Annotated in this window: 22 protein-coding genes; 4 read left to right on the top strand and 18 right to left on the bottom strand. The window is 33.6% G+C overall.

Annotated features, from left to right (window positions below):
- Positions 1-2: 2 nt before the first annotated feature.
- The 13 genes from I4N53_RS02270 to I4N53_RS02210 form a co-directional block, all read right to left on the bottom strand.
- Positions 3-848: a YitT family protein gene (locus I4N53_RS02270; RefSeq protein WP_012995803.1), complete on the bottom strand. Its 846-nt coding sequence runs from the start codon at positions 846-848 to the stop codon at positions 3-5.
- 13 nt (positions 849-861) lie between these two features.
- Positions 862-1,596 carry a WecB/TagA/CpsF family glycosyltransferase gene (locus I4N53_RS02265; protein ID WP_013150743.1) on the bottom strand — a complete coding sequence of 245 codons (735 nt, stop codon included), beginning with the start codon at positions 1,594-1,596 and terminating at the stop codon, positions 862-864.
- Between the two features lie 2 nt (positions 1,597-1,598).
- Positions 1,599-2,690, bottom strand: coding sequence for a polysaccharide pyruvyl transferase CsaB (gene csaB, locus I4N53_RS02260; protein ID WP_214495480.1), 1,092 nt, complete (start codon positions 2,688-2,690; stop codon positions 1,599-1,601).
- 1 nt (position 2,691) lies between these two features.
- Positions 2,692-4,704, bottom strand: coding sequence for a DUF5693 family protein (locus I4N53_RS02255; protein ID WP_214495479.1), 2,013 nt, complete (start codon positions 4,702-4,704; stop codon positions 2,692-2,694).
- 114 nt (positions 4,705-4,818) lie between these two features.
- Positions 4,819-5,271 (bottom strand): hypothetical protein, encoded by a 453-nt coding sequence (locus I4N53_RS02250; protein ID WP_013150746.1) that lies wholly within the window; start codon positions 5,269-5,271, stop codon positions 4,819-4,821.
- A 97-nt stretch (positions 5,272-5,368) separates the two neighbouring features.
- Complete coding sequence (locus tag I4N53_RS02245) at positions 5,369-5,719, bottom strand: type II toxin-antitoxin system PemK/MazF family toxin (protein WP_003867472.1); 351 nt, start codon at positions 5,717-5,719, stop codon at positions 5,369-5,371.
- Between the two features lie 2 nt (positions 5,720-5,721).
- Positions 5,722-5,997 (bottom strand): CopG family ribbon-helix-helix protein, encoded by a 276-nt coding sequence (locus I4N53_RS02240; protein WP_003867471.1) that lies wholly within the window; start codon positions 5,995-5,997, stop codon positions 5,722-5,724.
- Between the two features lie 97 nt (positions 5,998-6,094).
- Positions 6,095-7,252, bottom strand: a complete 1,158-nt coding sequence (gene alr / locus I4N53_RS02235; protein ID WP_214495478.1) for an alanine racemase — start codon at positions 7,250-7,252, stop codon at positions 6,095-6,097.
- Between the two features lie 19 nt (positions 7,253-7,271).
- Positions 7,272-8,279 carry an outer membrane lipoprotein carrier protein LolA gene (locus I4N53_RS02230; protein ID WP_214495477.1) on the bottom strand — a complete coding sequence of 336 codons (1,008 nt, stop codon included), beginning with the start codon at positions 8,277-8,279 and terminating at the stop codon, positions 7,272-7,274.
- An 11-nt stretch (positions 8,280-8,290) separates the two neighbouring features.
- Positions 8,291-9,823 (bottom strand): bifunctional ADP-dependent NAD(P)H-hydrate dehydratase/NAD(P)H-hydrate epimerase, encoded by a 1,533-nt coding sequence (locus I4N53_RS02225; protein ID WP_028992604.1) that lies wholly within the window; start codon positions 9,821-9,823, stop codon positions 8,291-8,293.
- Entirely contained in the window at positions 9,786-10,202 is a 417-nt protein-coding gene (acpS, locus tag I4N53_RS02220; protein WP_012995812.1) for a holo-ACP synthase, read from the bottom strand. Before acpS ends, I4N53_RS02225 begins: the two co-directional genes overlap by 38 nt.
- Positions 10,203-10,296: 94 nt before the next feature.
- Positions 10,297-10,662, bottom strand: a complete 366-nt coding sequence (locus I4N53_RS02215) for a DUF6514 family protein (RefSeq protein WP_013150750.1) — start codon at positions 10,660-10,662, stop codon at positions 10,297-10,299.
- 262 nt (positions 10,663-10,924) lie between these two features.
- A complete protein-coding gene (locus I4N53_RS02210; RefSeq protein ID WP_012995814.1) occupies positions 10,925-11,110 on the bottom strand; it encodes a helix-turn-helix transcriptional regulator in 186 nt (61 codons plus the stop codon).
- A 171-nt stretch (positions 11,111-11,281) separates the two neighbouring features.
- Between I4N53_RS02210 and I4N53_RS02205 the strand changes: the two genes are divergently transcribed.
- The gene (locus I4N53_RS02205; protein ID WP_012995815.1) at positions 11,282-11,680 is read left to right on the top strand and encodes a helix-turn-helix domain-containing protein; all 399 of its coding nucleotides are present in this window, start codon (positions 11,282-11,284) and stop codon (positions 11,678-11,680) included.
- Positions 11,681-11,750: 70 nt separating this feature from the next.
- Here I4N53_RS02205 and hcp read toward each other — a convergent pair whose 3' ends face one another.
- Together hcp and I4N53_RS02195 are read right to left on the bottom strand one after the other, a co-directional pair.
- A complete protein-coding gene (gene hcp, locus I4N53_RS02200; protein WP_013150751.1) occupies positions 11,751-13,394 on the bottom strand; it encodes a hydroxylamine reductase in 1,644 nt (547 codons plus the stop codon).
- A 116-nt stretch (positions 13,395-13,510) separates the two neighbouring features.
- Positions 13,511-13,798, bottom strand: a complete 288-nt coding sequence (locus tag I4N53_RS02195) for a DUF503 domain-containing protein (RefSeq protein WP_013150752.1) — start codon at positions 13,796-13,798, stop codon at positions 13,511-13,513.
- Between the two features lie 98 nt (positions 13,799-13,896).
- Between I4N53_RS02195 and ytaF the strand changes: the two genes are divergently transcribed.
- The gene (gene ytaF / locus I4N53_RS02190) at positions 13,897-14,565 is read left to right on the top strand and encodes a sporulation membrane protein YtaF (RefSeq protein ID WP_255549648.1); all 669 of its coding nucleotides are present in this window, start codon (positions 13,897-13,899) and stop codon (positions 14,563-14,565) included.
- A 47-nt stretch (positions 14,566-14,612) separates the two neighbouring features.
- Here ytaF and I4N53_RS02185 read toward each other — a convergent pair whose 3' ends face one another.
- Positions 14,613-15,866, bottom strand: a complete 1,254-nt coding sequence (locus I4N53_RS02185; protein WP_198002287.1) for a serine hydrolase — start codon at positions 15,864-15,866, stop codon at positions 14,613-14,615.
- 142 nt (positions 15,867-16,008) lie between these two features.
- Between I4N53_RS02185 and I4N53_RS02180 the strand changes: the two genes are divergently transcribed.
- Complete coding sequence (locus tag I4N53_RS02180) at positions 16,009-16,821, top strand: Ku protein (protein WP_013150755.1); 813 nt, start codon at positions 16,009-16,011, stop codon at positions 16,819-16,821.
- 13 nt (positions 16,822-16,834) lie between these two features.
- Complete coding sequence (ligD, locus tag I4N53_RS02175) at positions 16,835-17,758, top strand: non-homologous end-joining DNA ligase (protein ID WP_012995821.1); 924 nt, start codon at positions 16,835-16,837, stop codon at positions 17,756-17,758.
- A 2-nt stretch (positions 17,759-17,760) separates the two neighbouring features.
- Here ligD and I4N53_RS02170 read toward each other — a convergent pair whose 3' ends face one another.
- Positions 17,761-18,150, bottom strand: a complete 390-nt coding sequence (locus tag I4N53_RS02170) for a secondary thiamine-phosphate synthase enzyme YjbQ (RefSeq protein WP_012995822.1) — start codon at positions 18,148-18,150, stop codon at positions 17,761-17,763.
- A 213-nt stretch (positions 18,151-18,363) separates the two neighbouring features.
- A complete protein-coding gene (glmS, locus tag I4N53_RS02165; RefSeq protein ID WP_214495476.1) occupies positions 18,364-20,190 on the bottom strand; it encodes a glutamine--fructose-6-phosphate transaminase (isomerizing) in 1,827 nt (608 codons plus the stop codon).
- Positions 20,191-20,396 lie beyond the last annotated feature (206 nt).

The raw sequence follows: 20,396 nt of genomic DNA, 5'->3' as shown, positions 1-20,396 counted from the left end.
TTTCACATGTTTTTAAATCCTTCTCCTAAAACTTCATGGGCTGTTGATAGTATTACGAAAGCATTAGGGTCTATTTTTTTCACAAGGCTTCTTAAATTTGTAACTTCTCTACGAGTTACAACACACAATAAAACGTTTTTGTCTTTTTTTGAATATCCCCCTCTTCCTTTTAACTCTGTTACCCCCCTTTCCATTTCCTCCAAAATTGACTTACTGATTTCCTCATACTTATCAGAAATAATTATAGCAATTCTCTCATCGCCACTACCTTCTTGGATAAGGTCAATAACTTTAATAGAAATAAATTCAGTGGCAAAAGCATACAGAGCTAATTCCGGGCTGAAAACTATTCCTGCTAAAGTTATTATTATAAAGTCTATTATAAGCAGTATTCTACCCACACTTAAAAAGTGTATGTATTTATGCAAAGTCATAGCAGCCATATCTGTTCCACCAGTTGTCGCTCCATATTTTATTACAATGCCCAGCCCTACACCCATTATTATACCACCATATACTGCTGCTAACATAGTATCATGGGTAAGAGGTTTTAAAAAAGCCAATGCATCAATAGAAACACCTAATAAAATAGTTGAATACAGTGTTTTAGCTCCAAAACCTGTTCCTAAAGCTTTAGTCGAAATGATAAAAAGTGGAATATTTATTGCCAATGTAGCTGCTCCAATCGGCCATCCAAATAAATGTCGTAAAACAACTGCAAGTCCACTTACTCCACCAGGAGCAATCCTGTTAGGTGCCAAAAATAGGTCAAGAGACAAACTAACAAGTAATGTCCCTATCGTAACCCACAAAAAGTCTATTATTATTTTCCTAGCTGAAATTTTCATAAAGGCATTCCCCTTATCTTACAACTTCTCTTTTGTGTAGCAAAACTTTAATGGCAAATTTAGGAAGCGCCATCATTCTTTTATATCTCCAAGGCTCTTTAATCAATCTGTATAGCCACTCTAAGCCTAATTTTCTATAAATGTAGGGGGCTCTCTTAACTTTTCCAGCTATTACATCAAAGCTTCCTCCGACCCCCATTGCTATTTTTACCTTTAATTTATCTTTATTTTTATAAATCCATTTTTCTTGTTTAGGAGCACCTAAAGCCACAAAAAGAACTTCTGCACCTTTATTATTTATCTCTTCTATGATTTTATTTTCTTCCTCCTCAGTAAAATAACCATGATGGGTCCCTACTATTTTGACTCCTGGATATAATTTTTCTAAATTAGCACGAGCTTGTTCTGCAACTTGACAAGCTGCACCTAATAAATAAATTTTAACGCCTTTAGAAGATATATCCTTTATAAATTCTAACATAAGGTCAAAACCTGCCACTCTTTCAAGCAGCGGTTTTTTAAAAACTTTTGAAGCAAAAACAATGCCACTTCCATCTGGGACATTTAAATCAGTATTATTTAATATTTCCATATATTCTTTATCTTTCTGTGCCATCATTACAATTTCTGCATTAGGCGTAGCAACAATGTGCAGTCTGTTTTCTTGCAAAAAATTATTTAAAATATCTACTGCTTGTATCATTGTCACTCGATCTATTGGCACTCCAAATATATCTAATCTTTCCATCTTCACACCTCAAATTTATTATGTTCAAATAATATGTCAAAATTCTTTTTTGTTCTTTCTTTTAGCTCAACTAAACGCTTAGACATATTATTTATATACTCTTCTTTTCGCTGTAAAATTGAATTTACTTTTTTTAAAATGTCTTCGGCAGTAAAAGAATTAATATCTCCGGCACTGCTTTCACCAACAGATTTTAAAAAACCCTCCACTTTAGGGTCATAAGATATACCAACAAATGGAACCAAGGATATAAACGCAAAAATTAAAGAATGCAGTCTTACACCTATCAATAAGCTGCTGCCTTTAATGATACTCAAAATCTCTTCTATCTCGTATTTCCCAGTTAAAATCTGATAAGGCATTTTCATATAAGTAGCAACCCTATCGCTCTCTTCTATATCTTCGTGATAAAAAGGAAGAAAAACAATTTTATATCCATAATCCTGGGCAATAAAATCTGCAGCACTGGCCAACTCAACCCTTGATAATTCAGAATTTCCCCATTCTCTCGTGCAAATCAAAACATATTCTGAGGAATTTAAATCAATTCCTTCTTTCTCAAGGATTTTATCAAAAACTTTTTTGTTATCACTACCAGAAAAGTTTACCACAAGGTCTGCTGCTAATACTGCCTCTTTTTTGACATTTAGCTGTTTCAAATACTCTTTTGATAATTCATCTCTTACAGCTATTCCATCAACTTTATCTAAAATTCTTGCAGTAAGCCATCTGTTAAATTTTTTATCAACTGGACCAATACCTTGCCCTATAACATACACTTTTTTCCTCAGAAATTTTCCCATAAGCATTATCCCTAGATAATACCACAAACTCTTACTACTGGTTTTATCTTGTATAAGACTGCCACCGCCACTTACCAATACATCTGCCTGTTTTAGCGTTTTATATATTTCTTTAAAAGAGTTCCTATTTACTGCTTTTACGTTGTACTTTTTAGAAGTTTCATCAGGTTTATTAGAAAGAACTGTTATATCTGTTATACCTCTTTCTTTTAAACCTTCTACCAGACATTTTAGAACAGCTTCATCCCCAATATTATCAAATCCGTAATAGCCGGATATGACTGTTTTCATATCAATACTCCCTTTTTATATTTTTTAAGGTCTTGTCCACTATAAATACAGCAATCATGCCAATTAAAGCCCCCAACACCCAACCAATTACAGTACGCTCTATCGCAATTGGAAGCACGCTTCCGATATGGCTAAAAGTATTAACAATTGACAAGATACCTATTGAAGCAAATATTCCCATAATAAATGCCCAGCCTTTGGAATTTTTAAAAGCAGCATAAATTGCTAATATAATCGCAGGGTCACCTATTAAAAACTCTTTAGTCCGAGGCCTTGCTACAAGAGTATGCTCAAGAAAGTCTCTAAATTTAAGTTCTAACTCTGTTGGCTTAACAATAGGTTCATTGCCCGTCCTTGAAATGTATATAATTCCAATGATCCCTGCTATAACAATAGCTACCAAATGCCATACTTTTATGTCTATGTTTAAAAATTCCTTTATTCTTTCCATAAAAGTCTTCCAGTCATTGGCATCGTATATCTTTACAATATAGTATAAAACATAAAACAGTAAAGGTAGTACAAAAGAAAGTTTTACACCCCTAAAATAGTCAATTTTCAACATATATTTGCTATCAGCCATTATAGCCGCTATACTAAGAGCCCCTACAAAAGAAATCAATAGCGAATTAATAAATATTTTTAAAGAGGTATATGTGAAACTGAGATTTTTCTTCCTGTCCAATATTTCTTTCATTTTGTCTATAAAATATCCTATCCCAAGAGAAGGAAAAATTATAGAAGAAGCTAATGCTACTGCTTTGACCCCTAAATCGTTAAATCTGCTTACCAGCACTAAAGAAGTCAGTATAGCCCCCAACAATCCTGATAAAATTAGCACATAGTCTCCAATTCCTAACATCTGCAAAAGCAATAAGCCAGCGGCAATAACTCCCAAACTTATGAGTATTTCCGTAAGCTTTGACTGATGAAGTTCAGAAAGAGGTTTAGCAACACCAACTTTTAACCCCACTTTTTTTATGTATTTTGTCATGTCTTCTATCATAGATTTATTTTGTTCTATATTGTAATCCGCACTTTTAAAATGTTCTATCTTCGCTCTCATATAAATAATTCTCACATTTCTCTCTATCATTCCTCTATACCATCTATTTATTATTTCAGAAGCATCGTATTTTTGAGTTTCTGCTTCTGAAACTCCAAAGACTTTTATCCCCTTATAGCTATCAAACTTAGCAAATTTATTCATCCCCTCTTGAAGTTTCTTACCCATAGGTACATCTATAATGCCCACATTTATGTCATTTTTCTTAAACAGTGAAGCTGCATACGGTATCTTTTCTGGGTTTCCTAAAACATCAGTCCCATTAAAGATTACAGTCTTTACATTAAATTTTTTTAATATATCAACATATTCTTCTATGTCTTTATCTTTTATACCTGTGAAATTTTCAATTCGCGGTATCACATCAAAGCCTAACGACTTTACCAGTCCTAAATCGCTTTCATCAAATCCTAACCCCTTTGTTATAAAAACATCTTTGGGTTTATTGATAACAAAGGCATAGCTACCTCTCTTTTCAAGCACTTTTAATCCGTCTTCAGGCACTCTTTTTGTTAAAGCCTCTTTAAGAAAATTGAATATCTTTACATCTTTTGTTGTTACAACTATGTAATTGCCATACTGCTCTCTTTCCTTATCTGTAAGACTCTTTAAGTAGTCTTCCAATGCTTCATTCCCTAAATTTGAAGATAATAAATAAAGATTTATTACGTCTTTTAAAAGGCTTAAAGAAATTTCACCAGATTGTTGAAGGTTTTCCAGAGTAACCTCATTTACAGCAACACCTATAAGACCAGCTGATTTCATATCAGAAAGTACAGAAGTTAAGTCTCTGCCTGTTACAGACGCAAGGTCTTTGAAACTTTTTAAATCTCCTACAATTTCTACTGTGTCATACTTGTTCTCCACTTTTATTCTGTTTACGTCTACCAAAACAGATACTATTAAAGACAGCGCAATAATTATTATAAGTATTTTCTTTAGATTCAAGTTAATCTCTCCTTTATTATTTCCTTTTCTGGAGAATTAAAATGTAAACTTACAACTACTCATATTATATCACAAAATTTTCGTTAACGCATAAAAAAACAGCGCACAGCGCTGTTAATTTTTTGTATATTTACCTATTACGACTATGTATGTTCGTTTTGTCGCTTTTATTCCTCTACCATCAGATCGTGGAAAAAGCAAAAGGTGATTGGCAGGTATAATATCATTATTTTTTAAATTTGTACCTGCAGTAAGGTCTGCCACTCCATCAGTTTTTGTAACAATTACTGCTGAATTTGCACTTCTCACTATTGCCTGTGTACCACCTTCCATGGTTAAAACTTCGCCAGCATTTAATTCCACTACCTCATAGCTTGTCCCTGTCTTTGCCTCTTTTAGCTTATCATCCACATAAGCTTTTACTTCATTATATTGCGAATCAACATAGCTTTTACTAACAAGAGGGTCTTGCTGACTTCCTGGTTCAGAATTTTGGTCAGCATAACCAACACTTAAAGCCACTAAAATTGCAACAAAAACCAGTATAAGTGCATAACCTTTTTTCATTTGTTCTTCCTCCTATAATTTCACTCTCCTACCTCTATTTTATAAAAAAATAAATGATATTTCAACAAAAAATAAGAACTTATCCTAAGATAAGTCCTTAAAAGTCAATTAACCCCAAACTTATTTGCAAAGCTTCATTGACTTTCTCCATCATTTCCTGGTCAAAATGGCCAATTTTTTCTCTTAAACGTTTTTTGTCAATAGTCCTAATTTGTTCTAACAATACTACAGAATCTTTGTTAAGTCCATATTCTGCCCCATTTATTTCAACATGAGTGGGCAATTTGGCTTTGTTGATCTGAGAGGTAATTGCCGCTACTATTACTGTTGGACTATATTTATTGCCAATATCATTTTGAATTATAAGTACAGGCCGAATTCCGCCCTGTTCAGAGCCTATTACAGGGCTTAAATCGGCATAAAAAATATCTCCCCTCTTTATCACCATAGTCAATCACACTTTTTCAATTTCATTTCGTATCCTGTAAAGCATTCGTTTTCTGCGGTTAGGCCCATTTCCGCAAGTTCACTGTTAATCGCTGCCATCTCAAGATATCCCTTTTTCATGCTCTCTCGTATTTGAATTTTTTTCTTCTCCCGTATATATAATTTCATCGCTTCTCTTATAAATTCACTGCGGTTCCTGTTTTCCATAGCGGCAAGAACATCAACCTCTTCTAATAAACTCTGCGGCAAGCTCACAAGTATTCGCTTTGTTTCGCCCACTTTTAGGACCTCCTTACGCACTTATATAATTTATTATATATTACTATATATAATGATGTCAATCATTTGTAAATTTTATACTATAAAAGCTAAATTTTTAAATAATTTTTTCCCCAACTACCTTTCCCCTGTAAATATATATTCGAGGTACCCTGCTGGATATTCCACAATATACTTCATAAGGTATAGTATTTAATTTTTTAGCAATCTCCTCAGCTGTTATTTTTTCTCCCTCTTGATTTCCAAAAATAATTACATCATCACCTACTTCTACTCCTTCTATATCGGTAACATCTATCATCGTTTGGTCCATACAAATCCTTCCAACCACAGCAGCATATTTCCCTTTCACTAGCACATGATAATTATTAGAAAGTAATCTATTAAAACCGTCAGCATACCCTACAGGCAAGGTAGCAATTTTACTCTTTCTTTTAGTTATAAATGTCTTTCCATAACTTATGGAAGTGCCTTCGGGCACTTCTTTTATATATACTATTTTAGTTTTAAAACCCATAGTCTGTCTTAAATCCAATGGTCTTTTGACTTCTTCTGAAGGATAACTACCGTATAGAACTATTCCTGGTCTCACCATATCTAAATAAGTATATTTAAGGTCAATAATTGCTCCACTGTTAGCCATATGTTTTAAAGGAATGTTTATCCTTTTTTCTTTTAACCTTTCTAATAATTTTTTGAACATATCAAACTGTTGTTCAGCATAGCTCTTATCTTTTTCATCAGAAGTAGCAAAATGACTAAATATACCTTCTACCTCTACCCCTTCCATTTCCATCATTTTTTCTATTTCTTTTTCTGCTACCTTTAAATCCGTATATCCTATCCGTCCCATGCCTGTATCAATTTTTACATGTACTTTAGCTTTTTTACCCACATTTAAAGCAATTTTTTCTAAGTCTTCAACATAGTTTATATCAAAAACAGTTTGAGTTATATTGTGCACAATTAATTCTTCGGCCTGAGTTAAAGGAGTATATCCAAAAACGAGTATGGGAATATTAATTCCGCATTCCCTTAATTCTAACGCCTCTTCTATTGTCGCTACCCCCAAATAGCAAACCCCATTTTCTACCAAGACTTTTGCTACGTGACAAGCGCCATGACCATAAGCATTGGCTTTCACTACACCCATTATTTTTACTTTCTTGCCCACCCATCTTTTTACTTCACTCAAATTATGCGCTATATTATCCAAATATATTTCTGCTCTTGTTGGCCTTATATTATCAAACATTAAAAGTCCCCCTTGTTTTTCACCTCAAGGATTTTATCACTTTAAGTATCTCTTCTCCATCTACATCCCCAGTTACAGTAATTCTTATTTGCAAGCCATTTACCATCGTAGTATATTCCTTTTTGCCATTGTCTTTTTCTTTATAATATACTCCTTCTTTCAAAAAGAATCCTTTTTCATTAGTTATTTCGCTTTTGTCAACAACAGTTTCAAAAATTTCTATTAAATTCTTACCCGAAGTATACACAAAAATAACTCCATTATTTTCATTAACATTTACCAACACATTTAAAAGTTTAAAGCCTTGTGGCAAATATACAGGCATTACAGGATTTAATCCACAATATTTATAAACCTCTTTTACATCTATTTCTATTGCTGAAGAATCCAAAAAATTCGCAGCCAACGTTGTTACACTATCTTTAGTAAATAATTTATCATCTATCTCGGGATTATACTTAAAATCTTTATAGGTTATTCTGGAGAAAATGTTATTGTTAATATCAAAAATTGTTAATTCTTCAGGTATCAAATTTTTTTTAGAAAAAGCCATTTGTTCCTTGTACATAAAAACATTTTTGTCCAAAATAGGAACTGTTATTAAATAAAATTTATCTATTTCTCCTTTTTCTATTTCTCCACCTGAATTATAGTTTTTTATAAAAGAAGTAATCATCGAATACAAAGGAATCTCTTGTGTGTTTTCTGCTACAAAAACTTGATTTACCCTTGCAAAATACACATAACTTCTTTTTCCGTCATACACAATAATTTTATCTATACTCCCATTTTCATCCAAAACTTCTAATCGTAATTTTCCTTTTTTGTAAAACTGCATTACTGTATATTTGCTCTCTATCTTGTTGTTATAAAGCTCTACAATTGCTGTGGCAGTATAACTTTCTAATTTATTTAATTGTTCTTTAATATACACAAAAGGATCTTTAACTTTTTTCGCTTTTGTTCCACAGCCTGAAAGAAAAAATATAATTACAAAAGCAATCACAAAAAAACTTTTTTTCAACAATTCTCACCCTCTTACAAACCGCATTTAAGAGCATCCGGAATGTTCTCAAGTATATCCATCGCTGTCATTCCATACTCTCCCACATATTCTCTGGCGATATCTCCCGCCTTTCCATGATAAAATACCCCATAAATTGCCGCTTTTTCTTCGCTAAACCCTTGAGCCAAAAAAGCTGTAATCATCCCTGTTAGGACGTCTCCACTTCCAGCAGTTGCCATACCAGGATTGCCTGTGCTATTTATATATATGCTACCTTCTTTAGTAGCTATTACTGTTTTAGCACCTTTAAGTACAAGTGTCACTTTGTACCTATCAATAAAAGTTTTTGCAACTTCAAAAAGATTATTCTTAATCTCATCTGTGGTAAGACCTGTCAATCTCGACATTTCCCCATAATGGGGAGTGAGAATAATTCTTTTGCCTTGTATAACTTCCAATCTTCCTACCAAAGCATTAAGAGCATCAGCATCTAAAACTACAGGCTTATCTACATTTTTTACAATGTCATACACCAACTGTGAAATATCTTTGTCATGAGTCAATCCCGGTCCTATAGCAATAACATCACTTTCATCTATTAACTTAAGTACACTACTTAAAGCATTATAGGACAAAATGCCATTTTTCTCCTCTAATCCATAGGTTATGACTTCATAAAGTGCTCCCTGAATTACTGATTGGGCACTTTGGGGAACTGCTAATTTCACCAATCCGCAACCTGTCTTAATAGCACTTTTAGCACAAAGATATGCTGCTCCTGTCATATTTTTAGAGCCAGCTATAATCAAAGCTTTTCCATAATCTCCCTTATGAGTATCCCCAAGCCGTTTTGGAAGTTTTACATCTTCTGAAGTCACAAGGTTATAATCATAACCTATCTCCGCTGCTAACCGGCAAGGAATTCCTATTTCAGCGACACGAACTTCTCCTGCATAATCGACACCTGGATACACTAATAAGCCAGGTTTTACAAACTGCATAGTAACTGTTTTACTAGCCTTAATAGCGCAACCTTCTATTTTACCCGTATCAGCATTTAATCCAGAAGGAATATCGACAGATACCACAATTTTATTTGCTTGGTTTATCATTTCTATAATATCTTTTACTATACCTGTTATTCTTCCTTTAAGTCCAATTCCATAAATAGCATCTACAATGACATCGCTCTCTTTAATAGCTTTTTCCAAAAATTTTAGATGTTCTCTTTGAGTAATTTCCGCTACATAGATCCCCATATTTAGGATTGCATCTAAATTTACTTTTGCATCTCCTGAAATAGCACCTATACTTGTAGTTAAAAATACTTTTACATCGGCTCCCCAATTATAAAGATTTCTAGCCACTACATAACCATCTCCCCCATTATTTCCTTTCCCTGATATGATTATTACAGAGTTTAAATTTTTCTCTTCCAAAATCTTTTTTACTTCTAGTGCTGTTTCTCTTCCCGCATTTTCCATTAGACATATAGAAGGAATTCCTATTTTTTCTATAGCTATTTTTTCAACTTCTCTCATCTGTTTTGATGTCAGCACTATCATTTTTTTCACCTCCAATAGCAATAGCACAGCTTATAGCATGGGTTTTTGTATGAGAAATAGATAGCTTTATATCCCTTATTCCCTTTTTGTCCGCAATACTTTTAGCTTTCCCTTTTAAAATTACAACAGGCGCTCCCTTTTCATTGTGACATATTTCAATATCTTTCCAGCTAAAACTACCTATACCTGTTCCTAAGACTTTTGAGACGCTTTCTTTCGCGGAAAAAAAACCCGCTATATGGGTCAAGTTCCTCCTTTTACTGTTAAAATACTCTATCTCCTTTTGAGTAAATATTCGTTCCAAAAATTTAGAATATGTATTAAAAGCTTTTTTTATCCTTTCAACTTCTACAATATCCGTTCCAACAAATATTTCCATATCTTAGTTCCTCCACTTCTCCTAATTACAATATATTATTTCTCTATTAAATCACAAAATCCTTCAAAAAAATAAAAGAAGGTGTAACACCTTCTTAAATAGCAACCTTACACAATTGGGCTTGTCTATCATAGTCCGTTATGTAATCCTCCCATATATCGTCAATTATTTCATACAGATGAAGAGGCGACACTGTCATTTCTTTAAAGAATTGTGCCAGCTTGTCCACTTTTTCAAAGTAAGGGCTTATATTTGTCACTTTTTCTTCTATTATTTCAATTTTCCCCTTTTCACCATCAAAAATTTCTTGATGAATCTTTATTCCATACGACGGCAATTTTACTTCCTCTTTTCCGTTAAAAACACCTATTTCTGACATAACCACTATGTAGTGAGTAGTTATGTTTCTCTTTTCTTCCTCCCTTGTCGATATGTACTCGCTCACTTTCCTGTAATACATCTTACTATCCCCTCCAATTTATTTTTTAAGATTAATTATTAACTTACAATATATATTAATATATTCTATTTTTTTGTAAAAAATCCTTTATTTTTTAGAAAATTTTTTATCGACAGAAAAAACTCTTTTTTTACCTTAACAAACATTTAATAAGCTCCTGCAAAGCTATTTGGTGCTTTTTGTGACATCGAAAACTGTAGATTATGCTAATATTAAAACTACACCTGTCGAAAAAAAATTTGCAAGATGCCAAAAACGCTAATCAAAGTTTTAATATCTCCTTTATTTTATCAATATATTTTTTTCCTGACCTTTCCCCATGTAAAATCATGCTTAAATATGGCTCACTGGTGCCTATTAACCGGGATAGTTCTTTTTGTGTCATATTGAGTTCTGCTAATCTATCATTCACTAACTTCCCAAAATCTGTCAACTTTCTTTTTTTCATCAAAGTACCCCCTTATTTTCCCTGCAAACAAAGGTTATATATTTATTCAGTAGGAATAGTAAAATATTTGTGTTAAAATAGATAATGATTAAAAGTTAACTATATTTAAATATATATCTGAATTACGAAAATGTCAATACTAATATCGTAATTCAGAAAGGGAGGAGTGTTATGGATACAGTTGGCGAACGCATAAAATACGCCCGTAAAAAAAATAATTTGACTATAACAGCTTTAAGCAAACTCACAGGATTATCTGTTGGAAATTTAAGTGACCTTGAAAATAACAAATCAATGCCTTCTTCCAATGCTTTGATAAAGTTAAAAAACGCCCTTAATGTTTCAATAGATTGGCTTCTTACTGGGCAACAAATAGAATATGTAAAAGAAGAAGAGGCAAAATATTTATCGAGGGAAGAGTTTGAAAACATCAGTGAAAAGGATAAAATAATTTTTAAAGCTTTTGAAATGTTGCCTGAGGAAAGAAAGAAAGATATAGAAGGGTATATAAAAGTGAGTTTGAATACCACTGATTTAGAAAAGTATATAAAAAAAGAAAAGGAAGTGTAATTTTAACCATTATGATTAATAATTAATCATAATGGCAAAAGATAACGGCTGCACTTTGCAGCCGTTATCTTTATTCGCCCATGAACATTTTTAAATCATCTTCTACATTTGTAATGCCACCAATGCCAAATTTATCAACTAACACTTTTGTAACATTTGGTGACAAGAAAGCAGGAAGCGTAGGTCCTAAATGAATATTTTTTACTCCGAGGTATAAAAGGGCCAAAAGCACTATAACAGCCTTTTGTTCATACCATGCAATGTTGTAAGATATAGGAAGTTCGTTTATATCATTTAAGCCAAAGACTTCTTTAAGCTTCATGGCTATTAAAGCCAATGAGTATGAGTCATTGCATTGTCCTGCATCTAAAACTCTGGGAATTCCGTTTATGTCTCCAAGGTTTAACTTGTTGTACCTGTATTTTGCACAGCCTGCAGTTAAAATGACTGTATCTTTGGGAAGAGCTTTAGCAAATTCGGTATAATAGGTTCTGCTCTTCATTCTGCCATCGCAGCCTGCCATTACGAAAAATCTCTTTATAGCTCCTGTCTTTACTGCTTCTACAATTTTATCTGCCAGCTCTAAAACTTGGTTATGAGCAAAACCTCCAATTATTTCTCCTCTTTCAATTTCAACAGGTGGCTTGCATCTTTTTGCATGTTCAATTATTTCTGAAAAGTCCTTTTTTCCATCAGGACCTTCTGGAATGTGTTTTGCTCCCTCAAAGCCTACAACACCTGTAGTGTAAACTCTATCTTTGTAGGAATCTTTTGGAGGCACAAGACAGTTTGTAGTCATTAAAATTGGTCCGTTAAATAATTCAAACTCTTTGTCTTGCTTCCACCATGCATTTCCATAGTTACCAACAAAATGTGGATATTTCTTAAAAGTCGGGTAATAATGAGCAGGAAGCATTTCTCCGTGGGTATAAACGTCAACCCCTGTACCAGCAGTTTGCTCCAACAATTGCTCTAAGTCTTTCAAATCATGACCGCTTATCAATATTCCAGGATTATTTCTCACACCAATATTAACTTTTGTTATTTCAGGATGGCCATAAGTCGATGTATTCGCTTTATCAAGAAGTGCCATTGTATCAACGCCAAATTTTCCTGCCTCGAGTGCAAGAGCCACATAATCATCTGCAGTCAAGCTGTCATCTAAAATTTTAGCTAAAGCCTTTTCCATAAACCTAAATATATTATCATCTTTGTATCCCAGCTGATATGCGTGATATGCATAAGCCGCCATACCTTTTACACCATAAGTGATAAGCTCTCTTAATGACCTTATATCTTCGTCTTTTGTAGATAAAACTCCTACCTCACGAGCTATTGCCTCTATATCTTCATCTGTACCATAAACCCAGTTTATAGCTTCAATGGATTCATCTACTTCAATTTCTGCTTTTTTGAGGTCTTGTTTTATTTCCTCCCTTAATGCAACAGCTTCTTTTATTTTGTTAATAAAGAAGTTTTTGTCAAAGTTAACGTTAGTTATTGTGGAAAATAATCCCTCAATAAGGAATCTGTCCGTCTTATCTTTATTTACTCCTGCTTCTCTAGCCTTTAAATTTAGATAAGATATACCTTTCAATGTAAAAACCAGCAAATCTTGAAGATTTGCAACATCGTCTGTCTTGCCGCATACACCTCGTACTGTACAGCCTATGCCCTGAGAAGCTTCTTGACATTGATAGCAAAACATGCTCATTTTACTTCCTCCTTTTTTAAGCTTTTGTCCACAAATTATGATAAACTAAAAGTTCAATAGAATCTGTGATAAAAATCACAAAATAAAAACTCCAAATGAACATAATTCATTTGGAGTCAAACATTTATTGTATCCATTTCTATATTTTCTATATAAGCATCTGTATTTTTTTCAATATAGTCTACAACCTCTTGAACTATTTTATGTGTTAAAACAGCATCACTGCCACACACCGAAAAACCTATGACAATTGATTTGTGTAAATTTTGGTTTTCTATTTCGCATATAGATACATTATAATGACTTTTTACCTTACCTACAATGCTTCTTACAATCATTCTTTTTTCTTTTAATGAATGAACCCAATTGGCATGTAGATATACTTTACAATAAGATACAATCATATATATCCCCTTACCTAACTTCCTTCAGGAAATTTTTACAATATAATTATACCTTACAATATTATGCTTTTTCAATAAAATCACACCTTCTTTATCTAATGCGTACTATAAAGGTAGATAGAGAGGAGTGTGAACATATGAAATGGCTAATCATTTCAGGGTTTGCAATATCATCAAGCATAGATAATTTTGGAGTAGGCATTTCCTATGGTATACGAAATATACGAATAAGTATTCTTTCCAATACAATCATCGCAATAATCTCTTTTTTATTTAGCATGTCTGGAATATTTTTTGGTAAATGGTTAAATAAAACCCTGCCAGGATCACTACCTTTAATTGTAGGAGCATTTCTGCTTTTTATAATAGGACTTAGAATTATTTTACTGGCTGTTCCTCGTAAAACGTCTTCCAAAAATATACAACGAATATCATCAAAGACTACTTCTATAAAAAAAATTTTGGAAAATCCTGAAATCGTAGATTTGGATAAATCCGGAGAAATCAATTTATGGGAAGCAATCCTTTTGGGAATTGTCCTTTCAGCAAATGCTCTGACAAACGGACTGGGAGCAGGGCTTTTGGGTTTTTGTCCCTTTGCTATATCTTTCACTACATCAATTGGAAGCTTTGTTTCTGTATGGGCAGGAGTACAATTAGGGGCAAAAGTTGCTAATATGCGAATAGGCTCTTTTACCATCGGACAATTTGGCACGATTCTAAGCGGGGTTATTTTACTTATAATAGCTTATAAAACTTTGTTCTAAGCCTTAAGGTACTAAAAGTTTAAGCCGGAAAACCCGGCTTAAACTTTTTATCTATTTTGAAAGTCATACACCATTTTTGATATCTGCCTTATTACAGTATATGCATAGGAGTCGTCAGAACCATCTACATCATTTGCAAGTACAGTTAATATATAAGGTCTCGCCGGATGGAAAACTATCGCTGTATCATTTACTACATTGGACAAATTACCTATTTTGTGTGCTACCTCTATTCCATCTGGTATAGGATAAGATATTCTATCATTATATATGGTATTTTTAAGATAATACATCAATTCTCCTGCAGTATCCGGATGAGCATTTACATAATCTAAAAGTTTTTTCATATACATACTCATATCTCTTGGAGAAGTAATATTGCTGCTGTAGGGTATTACATAGGCTCCTAATTTTTCCATAAATTTTATATAATTATCCCTTCCTACAACTCTCATAATCATATTGGAGGCTATATTATCACTCTCTTCAATCGAACGTCTTGAAAGCTCTCTTATAGTATAATAACTTCCAACAGGGTCTGCCTGTATAGAACCGGCACCCCCTTCATAGTCAGCTTGAGTGTATTGCACCTTCATATTAGGGTCTATTTTTCCATCGGTTATAAGAGTATAAAGGTAAAAGTTAAGAGGTACTTTATAAGTGCTTGCTGCAATAAACGAATCATAACCGTTTATTTCTAAAGTTTGCCCTGTATTTAAGTCAATAAAGTAAACTCCGTATTTGCCAGGATATTGAGATATCAATGCCTGAATGTTATTTTTAAGTTCTTGATAATTTGTAGCATTGTTCAATTGTTGTGGCACTTCAACAGGCGGATGAGGAATTAAAATCTTTTGCCCAACATATAAGCTATCCCCATCATTTAATCCATTTGTATCTATTATATTTTGGACATTCGTTCCATGGCGCTTTGCTATAAAGTATAAGTTATCCCCTGGCTTAACAGAGTAAACTATCGGGTCAGCCCAGGAAACAGTTTCAAGAACAGCATATGTCTTAGGACCTACAATTCCATCGGGCACAAGATTTTTGGACCTTTGAAAGTCTAAAACTCCATTTAATGTCATTTTACCAAATATGCCGTCAACAGTGCCTGTATCAAATCCCGCTTTATTTAACATGGCTTGTAATTCTTTTACATCAGTCCCATACGTCCCGCTATATAAAAGCCTTGACCCAAAAGTGAATTTTGGAAGATTTCTTGCAAACGAAAATATAGGTATCAATACAACAATAGCAATAATAAGAATCCATGAAAGTATCTTTTTTACATTCTTCAATTTTATCACCCCATTCAATTCCAATTATACTGTATATAATATCATATTTCAACAAACATATATATCCATATATAACAGCTTATATATATTTTTTTAATAAAAAATTTTTTAATGGAAATATTAAATATGAGGTGATTTAAATATGCGCTCAATGTGGAAAGGAGCAATAAGTTTTGGTCTTGTAAGTATCCCCATAAAACTGTATACCGCTACAGAAGACCATGCCATACATTTTAGGCAACTTCATAAAGAATGTAAAACTCCTATAAAATATGAAAAAATCTGCCCTGTATGTAATAGACCCATTTCAGATGAGGAAATAGTGCGAGGATATGAATACGAACCAGGTAAATTTGTCATTATAGATGAGGAAGATTTGGAAAGGATACCTATGCCAACAGTTAAAACCATTGATATAGTAGATTTTACCGATATAGGACAAATAGACCCCATATATTATGATAAAACATATTTCATTGTACCCGAAGATATTGGTACAAAGCCTTATGTACTTTTAAGAGATTCTATGAAAGAAACAAAACGAGTTGCAATAGCGAAAGTGGTAATCAGGTCCAAGCAAAGCCTCGCATGCATACGAGTGTACGATGAAAAATATATGGTCATGGAAACAATGCATTTTCCTGATGAAATAAAAAGCACAAACCAACTTCCTCCTTTAAGAGAAGTCAACTTGCATGAAAATGAAATAAAAATGGCCAAACAACTTGTTGATACTCTAACCTCAGATTTCAAACCCGAAAAATATGATGATAACTACAGAAAGACGTTAATTGAAATGATTGAGTCAAAGATACAAGACAAAGAAATAGAAATTCCTCAAAAAGCACCTGAAGCTGACAATGTCCTCGATTTAGTAAGTGCACTAAAAGCGAGTATTGAATCTGTAAAAAAAGAAGAAAAAGCAAAAAAAGGTCGCAAAAGAAAAGGCGCATAAAGGAAGAGTGGCTATGACTATGATAGAAGAAAAAATATCACCTATGCTGGCATTCAGCAGTGACCCTTTTGATAATCCTGAATGGATATATGAAATCAAATGGGATGGTTCAAGAACTATCGCTTTTCTTTCAAATAAAACAAGGCTTCAAGATAGAAGGCTTGTTGATATAACCCACCAGTTTCCGGATTTAGCATTGCTTCATAAACAAATAAAAGCAAAAGAAGCAATACTTGACGGTGAACTGGTAGTCTTAAAAAACGGCAAGCCTAGTTACAAAAGCATTATGTCGAGAAAGCATCAACAAAATTTAGTAAAAATAAATCTTTTAAGCAAGATAATGCCCGTAATTTTCATAACATGGGATATATTATACTTAAACGGCAAATCTCTTGTAGAATTGCCACTTATAGAGAGAAAAGATATACTTAGAAAAACAGTTAAAGAAAGCGAGGTCATAAAAATATCTGATTTTATTTTTGAACATGGCAAAAGGCTTTTTGAAGAGACAGGCAAAAGGGGACTTGAAGGAATTGTCGCCAAAAAAGTTGATTCAAAATATTTAATAGGGAAAAGGAGTAAACTGTGGCTTAAGTCAAAACATTTTATTGTAATAAATGCAGTTATTATAGGGTACAGAACTGATAAAACAGCTCTTATATTGGGACTTTACGATGAGGAAAATAATTTAATAAACATAGGAAGTTGTGAATCAGGCCTATCCCAGAAGGAATTAAAAGCATTTTATGAAGTTGCCAAGGAGATAAAAGCTCCAGATAATTATTATAACTTTAAAGAAAAAAATGTGCAATGGTTAAAGCCTTTGCTAACATGTAAAGTGAGATTTATGGAATGGTCTGAAAACATGAAAATGAGGGCACCTTCTTTTATTCAATTTGAGTATAATGTAAAGCCAGAAGAGTGCAGGTTTGAGTAAACTCACTTCAAAAACTTGATATAAACTTTCCTTCTCCTTGGACCATCAAACTCGCAAAAATAAATACCCTGCCAAGTTCCTAAAAGTGGTTTTCCATTTTCAATAATTAAAGTTACTGAACTTCCCATAAGAGACGCTTTTATATGGGCATCTGAATTGCCTTCCATATGTTTAAAACGCATATTAGGAATTACTCTTTCTAAAGCCGCCATTATATCTTCTCTTACAGTTGGATCCGCATTTTCGTTTATTGTAACTCCCGCTGTTGTATGAGGCACAAAGATAACACAAGCCCCATCAACAATACCAGATTTCCTAATCTCCTGCATCACCATATCAGTAATATCCACCATCACTTCTCTTACCGGTGTATTTATCTCAAAAACAATCATCATAACTCCTCCATTTTTAATTTTCTGGATTTGCTTTCTATAATAGCAAATTGTTTAATGGCATGTCAACATGCCTTTAAATATTATTAGTTCATAAATTCACAATTATTTTTTAACTTATTAAAATTCCCTTTCCTTATAAAATATTAGAAGATAACAAAAAAGGTTGAAAAGGAACTTTCATTGTCCTTTTCAACCTTTTTTAATATCTTTTTATTCTACTGTAACTGATTTTGCAAGATTACGCGGTTTATCTACGTCACATCCTTTTTCTACTGCCATATAATATGCCAAAAGCTGCAAAGGTACAACTGTCAATACTGGGGTTAATTCTTTAAGTGTATCAGGTATATATATTACTTTGTCTACAACGTCCTCTAGCTGCAGATTGCCTTGTTTTGCAAAAGCAAGTATAAAACCGCCTCTTGCCTTTACTTCTTTTATATTGCTGAGCATCTTTTCAAAAAGGTCCTCTTGGGTCGCAAGAGCTATCACAAGTGTTCCATCTTCTACAAGGGCTAAAGTTCCGTGTTTTAATTCACCAGCCGGATAAGCTTCTGAGTGAATATAAGATATTTCTTTAAGTTTTAAGGAACCTTCCATAGCAACAGCATAGTCCAATCCTCTTCCAATGTAAAAAACGTCTTTTGCGTTGTAATGTTCATAAGCAAATTTTTGAATTGTCTCTTTGTTGTCAAGAAGGTACTGAACTTTTTCTGGCAGCTTCTTTAATTCTGTACAAAGTTCCATAACCTTTGTTTTAGTTATCGTTCCTTTCTTTATTGCAAGGTCCATAGCTATAAGATAGAGGGCTACAAGTTGCGTAGTATAAGCTTTGGTAGAAGCTACAGCAATCTCCGGTCCCGCCCATGTATATAGTACATCATCTGCTTCTCTGGAGACAGAACTTCCAACGACGTTTGTAATGGCTATAACTCTTGACCCCTTTTTCTTAGCCTCTTTTAATGCAGCAATGGTATCTGCTGTCTCTCCTGACTGGCTTATTACAATTGTAAGAGTTCTTTCATTTACTAATGGGTCTCTATATCTAAATTCTGAAGCGACATCTACTTCAACAGGTATTCTCGCAAGATTTTCTATAACGTATTTCCCAACAACACCCGCATGATAAGCTGTTCCACACGCTACAATAAAAATTTTATCTATCTTTTCAAGGTCTTCTTTTGTAATTTTTACATCGTCTAAAACTATTTCTGAATCATTGACTATCCTACCTCTTAGAGTATCTTTTATCGCGTTTGGCTGTTCGTGAATTTCTTTTATCATGAAATGTTCATAACCGCCCTTTTCAGCCGCCTCTACATCCCATTTTACTTCAAAAAGCGATTTTTCTACTTGCCTTCCAAACATGTCTATAAACTCTACGCTGTCTTTTCTAATTATGGCAATCTCATTGTCATCAAGAAAATATACACTTCTTGTATGTTTTAATATAGCTGGGATATCAGATGCAATAAAGTTTTCACCATTGCCTATTCCAACTATAAGAGGTGCTTCTTTTCTTGCAGCTACAATCATATCGGGATTGTTTTTGCATAAAACGCCCAAGGCATAAGAACCTTCAATTCTGTCTAAAACTTTTTTCACTGCCTCTACTATATCGCCATTGTAATAATACTCCAGCAAATTTGCTACAACTTCTGTATCAGTCTCAGACTTAAAAGTATAGCCTTCTTCCAATAGCCATTTTTTAAGTGGCAGATAGTTTTCAATTATGCCATTGTGAACTACTGCAATCAATCCTGATTGGGATAAATGGGGATGGGAGTTGGTGTCAGATGGTTCTCCATGGGTAGCCCACCTTGTGTGTCCTATCCCTATGGTACCTGCCATACTATCTTTTTCAACCAGCTCTTTTAGGACATTTAATCTTCCCTTTGCTTTCTTTATATTTATATTGCCATCATTTAAAATGGCAATTCCTGCCGAATCATAGCCTCTATACTCTAATTTTGTCAATCCATCTAAAAGTATTGGCGTCGCCTGTTTATCGCCAATATACCCTACAATTCCACACATATTTAGTCTCCTCTCATTATTGTAATGGATATTACCCTGCCCAGACTGCTTTATGCCACAGTCGCCTGTGGTTTTACCAGTCTTTTATCGGTCGCAGGGAAACCGCAGGGCACCCGCCGATAACTCGATAAACCCTGTCCTCGTCAGCTTAAAGTGTACACTTTAAGCCCAGGCGCTTTTTAAAGTTTTAGCTTTTACCTACCTGC

This window comes from Thermoanaerobacter sp. CM-CNRG TB177, assembly GCF_018588165.1.
In the GTDB taxonomy this organism is placed as follows: Bacteria; Bacillota; Thermoanaerobacteria; order Thermoanaerobacterales; family Thermoanaerobacteraceae; genus Thermoanaerobacter; species Thermoanaerobacter thermocopriae.
This window is presented reverse-complemented; position numbering and strand designations above follow the sequence as displayed.